Annotated in this window: 7 protein-coding genes; 2 read left to right on the top strand and 5 right to left on the bottom strand. The window is 27.9% G+C overall.

Annotation, left to right across the window (positions count from 1 at the left end; all coding sequences use genetic code 4):
* Together A6V39_RS00185 and A6V39_RS00180 are read left to right on the top strand one after the other, a co-directional pair.
* Window positions 1-228, top strand: a 228-nt coding sequence (locus A6V39_RS00185; protein WP_187149650.1) for a hypothetical protein, incomplete at its 5' end; no start/stop codon positions are given.
* 8 nt (window positions 229-236) lie between these two features.
* Entirely contained in the window at window positions 237-1,160 is a 924-nt protein-coding gene (locus tag A6V39_RS00180; protein WP_187149649.1) for a hypothetical protein, read from the top strand.
* Between the two features lie 249 nt (window positions 1,161-1,409).
* Here A6V39_RS00180 and A6V39_RS00175 read toward each other — a convergent pair whose 3' ends face one another.
* From A6V39_RS00175 to A6V39_RS00155, 5 genes are all read right to left on the bottom strand, one after another.
* Entirely contained in the window at window positions 1,410-1,910 is a 501-nt protein-coding gene (locus A6V39_RS00175; protein WP_187149648.1) for a hypothetical protein, read from the bottom strand.
* 6 nt (window positions 1,911-1,916) lie between these two features.
* On the bottom strand, window positions 1,917-2,324 hold the full coding sequence (locus tag A6V39_RS00170) for a hypothetical protein (RefSeq protein WP_187149647.1): 408 nt from the start codon (window positions 2,322-2,324) through the stop codon (window positions 1,917-1,919).
* Complete coding sequence (locus A6V39_RS00165; protein ID WP_187149646.1) at window positions 2,324-2,686, bottom strand: hypothetical protein; 363 nt, start codon at window positions 2,684-2,686, stop codon at window positions 2,324-2,326. Before A6V39_RS00165 ends, A6V39_RS00170 begins: the two co-directional genes overlap by 1 nt.
* Window position 2,687: 1 nt before the next feature.
* Complete coding sequence (locus A6V39_RS00160; RefSeq protein ID WP_187149645.1) at window positions 2,688-2,843, bottom strand: hypothetical protein; 156 nt, start codon at window positions 2,841-2,843, stop codon at window positions 2,688-2,690.
* A 61-nt stretch (window positions 2,844-2,904) separates the two neighbouring features.
* Window positions 2,905-3,149 (bottom strand): hypothetical protein (locus A6V39_RS00155; protein WP_222702662.1); only part of this gene is annotated, 245 nt, incomplete at its 5' end.

Below are 3,149 nucleotides of genomic sequence, written 5' to 3'. Positions count from 1 at the left end.
ATGAGAACTCCAAAATGATTAATAGAATTTGTTAATTCTTCAAAACAAAAATATTTAAAGTTATTAGAGGGTTTAGAGGAAGAACAAATTCCTTTGGAAAAGAAAGTATTAGCAAGAGAAATTGGTATAGAGCTACAGACAGTTGAAAATGAATTAATTAAGGCTATTGGAAATTTAAATTTGAGATGGTTTGATAATGAAGGCTATACTAACAAAAATAACACATAGAACATTATATGTTAATAACACAAGGTGTTGTTGATAGGATTTGTGATGCAGTATTTGATGAGGATACCAAGAATACTTTAAAGATAACATTAGCTAATAGAACAGAAATTACTATCAATAAACAATTCTATTATCATTTCAAGAATAGCTATTTAAAGTATGAATTAGACGAAACTATTGCTAAGGCATATAACATATTTGAGCATGCTAAACAAGACATCATTAAATATAAATTAGCTAAATCTAAATTAGAAGAACTTAATAATCCATCTTCATTCTTTAATGCTAATACTACTACTTCAACTGGAGGTTCTACTAATGCCGCTATAAATGTTGGTAATACCACTACTAATAATAAGAATACTCAATTAAATTATTTAAGAGCAGATGCTACTGCAATATCAACTGCTAATGCTATTGGCAGAGCAGGTACTTCACAGATGAATGAGGATTATAAAAATTTAGAAGCCTCTTGAAAGAAAGATGATGAGAAGTATGACCAGATTAAGAACAGTGAGTCTAGGAACACATTTGATATTCAATTACCTACTAACCTTGATGAAGACATTAATTTAAATACAGTTATTACTCAAACACAGGCTGTTAAGTTAGATAAGGCACCTGAATTACTAGAGCAATATGAATCTCCAGAAATATCTTATACAGGTGTTAATGTAAACAAATCATTATCATCTGGAACTAATATTTCTTCTAATACTAATAAAGCATTAAATATTTCTGTTGCTAAAGGTACTAATGAATCAAAGGCAGTTAATACTGCTATCACTACTAATAAGAGTAATGCATTTAACTTAACATTTGTATATGGAGATGCAACATATAAGGCTCTTGGTTTATATATATCTAACTTTAAAGAATCCTTCCTTAATTCCTTCTCTACATTATTCTTTGAACCCTGAACTGGCTACTAATAAATAAATATTATTACTTTCTTTTCAAATAAGGCTTGGGGAAATTAAATTTCAATCAAAGACCTGCTCCGCGAATTTTTGCTATATGTTAATGTTATATTTTTCTGTTTATTATTATGTAGTTTTAATTAATTGATTTTCTTTGGTTGTTAATAAATATATATTAATAAGGGAGGGGGTATGGTTATTTCATTAAAGTGAAATTAGTATTCTATTGGGATTTGGGGATGGTAATATATATTTAATAAATTAAGATGCTTCAGTTGGATTAGTAAAATTATCTTCTTCAACCCTTTTCTTAAATTCATAAAGAACTATTTGTAACTTATGTCAGTATTCTTTAGCTTTCTGTCCTTCAGGATTTCTTACTCCAGTTTCATCTTTCTTTCTCCAAATTTTCCTTCCATAATTTGTAGTCATGGTGGCAAACTCTCTTGACTTGCCGCTCCAGAAGATAATAATATATTTCTTTCAATCCTCTGTTCCTAATTCCTTAGTAGCTAAATCAGATAATTCCATTTTCTTTCTGTTAATGCTCTTTCAGTCTTCTGGTTTATATTCTCCATTCTTTGTCTCCTTTTCAATATATGATTGAGTCTTAGTTAATAATAATAAGTATTGCTCTGCCGCTTTATTTTCTTTAACTACTGGTTTACCAAAGTGTTCTTCCTCACTATTTAATTCAAGTTTAATTTCATTTATTTCTTCTTTAAGAAAAGAAAGAAATCTCTCTAAGTAAGTAGTAAACATTACTACTTAAGTTTGAGTTAAGTAAGAAGCATTCTGAAAGTTTTCAGCAATCTTTCTATAAGGCTCTTCCAGTAATTTATCTGATTTGTAAATTAAATCTGTTCTGCCTTGTAAAGTACTTTTCATTGCTCTAATTTTTTTGATATCATTCATAATAAAATCTTTACCCCTCTCAAGAGCTAATCTTGTTTTATCTAAAGCTGTTTTAAGATTATCTCTTTCAGTAACCAATGTATTAATAGCTTGTCTATGTTTTGCTTCAATATTAGATAAATTGTATTCAGCCAAATCTAATCTACCCTTTAATTTATTTCTTTCTTTAACATAGTCAACTACAGAATGACCTCCATATATGGTTCCTGCTGTACCTAAAGCAGAAGCAGTAATTAATCCAAATACTTTTATGAAACTCATTATTTTACTTCTTCTTCTTTTATTTCAAATTTAGCTTCTTTACACCAATTTCTGAATATTTGATAAACGTATGTACTTTTACACATACTATTTAATTGTCCATCTGTATATTTATATGAAGAATAATAAGAACTAAATACTTCATTAAATTTTCTACCAGCAATTTGCCTTCATACTTTTCTTATTTTTTTTTGTGGTTCAGAAGGTTTTACTACTATTTCTGGTTCTATTTCAATAGGTAATTCAGGTAACTCAATTTTATTTAATTCATTATATTGTGTTACACCTAAATAAGTAAGTGGTGGTATAGTGCTTAAAGTTAGCATTCTAACTACAGCTGGTAATAAAGAAGTTCTATTCATATTAATTTTCTCAAATATAGTTTGGACTACAAGTTCTACAATGTATTGAACATACATATTTCTTAACATCTCTCTTACCAAATCTATCCACTTTACCTAATGTTGCTTTGCATTTATTGCAAATTAATATTTGTTTCTTAATTCCTGCTTTGTTCATATTAAATTGTTATTCAGTGGGCTAATCACTCAAAGAATTTAATAATATAAGTTATCATGGCTTATTCATCATTGTCTCTTCCTCCATCATAATGTTTATCTGTTTCTTCATCAAAGCATTCTTCACACATATTTAAACTAAAATTATTTGTTGGTTTACCACATAATTCACAATTAGATGTTTCTTTATCATTTAATTTAATTGTCTCAACTTCCATTATTGTACTTCCTTCTTTAGATTTAACTGTGTAATCTTTTTTATTATTCTGTTGTTCTTTAGCTTCAGTTGTTATTCTCTTGTATTCAT

The organism is Candidatus Mycoplasma haematobovis (assembly GCF_001645765.1).
GTDB classification, from domain to species: domain Bacteria; phylum Bacillota_I; class Bacilli_A; order Mycoplasmatales; family Mycoplasmoidaceae; genus Eperythrozoon_B; species Eperythrozoon_B haematobovis.
The sequence above is the reverse complement of the archived record's forward strand: the minus strand, read 5'-3'. Positions and strand labels throughout refer to the sequence as shown.